This is a genomic window from Rhodococcus sp. KRD175, assembly GCF_017168275.1.
GTDB lineage: Bacteria > Actinomycetota > Actinomycetes > Mycobacteriales > Mycobacteriaceae > Rhodococcoides > Rhodococcoides fascians.
In genome coordinates, this window is the sequence record NZ_JABFAQ010000003.1 from 80696 (window position 1) to 82340 (window position 1645).

Consider the following 1645-nt stretch of genomic DNA (forward strand, 5'->3'; position numbering starts at 1 on the left):
CGTCTCCGCGAACAAGGTCGGTCGAACGTCGATGAGAGCGCACTGTTTTCGATGATCGAGCAGATGCGCGAGGTCACCGACCGCTCGCAGAAAGCCACCCGCAAAGCCCGGCGCAACCGTGCCCGCCGCACGCATCTCACCGGCGCCGCCGCGTGTGCACCGATCCCGGCGATCCACCCGCCGGTGGAGCCTCGAGCGGACGGCAGCACCGCAACGCCGGTCTTCAGCGACATCGAGGAATGGTGACGCGATGACCTCATCGACAGGAAGCAGCGACGAACCCACCGAGTCGTCCAGCGAGGATTTGGGGCACCTGCGGGAGTCGGTTCGACCGCTCACCGCACTCGACGACGCGGACCGGATCCGGTCGATCCGGTCGGAGAGGTGGATCGGGTATCCGCAGGCCCGTACGGTCATCGACCATCTGGAGTCGTTGCTGTCGTGGCCGGACCGACAGCGTATGCCGAACTTACTGTTGCTCGGTCCGACGAACAACGGCAAGTCGATGATCATCGAAAAGTTCCGGCGCACTCATCCGCCGATCAGCTTGTCCGACCGCGAGCAGATACCGGTGTTGTGCATGCAGATGCCCCCGGACCCGTCACCCGGCCGGTTCTACCTCGCACTGCTCACAGCGTTGGGAACACCGACCCGACCACGCAATCGGGTCCACGAACTCGAACAGCAAGCATTGATGCTGCTCCGCGCCACCGGCGTTCGGATGTTGATCATCGACGAGCTCCACAATGTTCTCGCCGGCCGCGACAACGTCCGCCGCGAATTCTTGAACGTGCTGCGGTTCCTGGGCAACGAACTACGCATTCCTCTTGTCGCTGTCGGAACCCGCGACGCCTACCTCGCCATCCGGACCGATCCCCAGCTGGAGAACCGATTCCATCCCATGACTTTGCCTGTCTGGACCAACACTGCCGACACCAGATCACTGCTGGCCAGCTTCACCACGAGCTTCCCCCTCCGTAAACCCTCGCACCTGACGTCGCCGGAGATGACCGACTACCTCCTCACTCGCTCCGAGGGCACCATCGGTGAACTGACAACGCTGCTCACTGCCGCCGCAGTGACCGCCGTCGACAGCGGAGAGGAAGCGATCACCTCATCGGTGCTCACTCGGCATTGCGATGGTCGAGAGCGGTGAGATCGATGCCGGCGGTGCGCACGCATCTCTGCTGCGCCCACGACCCTACGAGCCGGTCGATCCCGGGACAGCTCCGACGCGCTCGTCTTATCCCGCACCCGAGGGCGATCTGTGGGCTGACGCGCACGCTGCGGCCGAGGCCGCCATCGCGGCGGCGCGCGTCGATCCTGCATCCGCCAGTTCGTTGTACAACTTCCTGCGCTGGGGGTGGTGCCGCACCGCGGCGGAGCTGGATGAGACGGTGCAACTGTTCCTCGACCACGGGATCCCGCTGCGCCATCCGCCGACGTAGTTCTCGCCCGATGGAGGGGGGTCGTCCGCGATGCACGCGCGGCGACAGCCGAGAAGCGCCGTTTTCGCGGCGGGGTCATAGTCACCAACGTTATTTGTGCGGTGACCGACGAGAATTTTCCTTCCCGCACCGTCTCCGCGGAAACGCCTGCTCAGCGTGCTTTCGGCCTGAGAAGTCTGTCGGGAGGGCCCGCTACA

At 64.7% G+C, this 1645-nt stretch carries 2 protein-coding genes and 1 pseudogene; all 3 read left to right on the forward strand.

All coding sequences use genetic code 11. From position 1 onward, the window contains the following. Nucleotides 1-246, forward strand: a pseudogene (locus J1M81_RS03755) (transposase); the annotation flags it as partial. A 4-nt stretch (nucleotides 247-250) separates the two neighbouring features. Beyond that, entirely contained in the window at nucleotides 251-1156 is a 906-nt protein-coding gene (locus J1M81_RS03760; RefSeq protein WP_206497632.1) for a TniB family NTP-binding protein, read from the forward strand. Further along, a complete protein-coding gene (locus J1M81_RS03765) occupies nucleotides 1140-1448 on the forward strand; it encodes a hypothetical protein (RefSeq protein WP_241257675.1) in 309 nt (102 codons plus the stop codon). Before J1M81_RS03760 ends, J1M81_RS03765 begins: the two co-directional genes overlap by 17 nt. The last annotated feature ends 197 nt before the right edge of the window (nucleotides 1449-1645 follow it).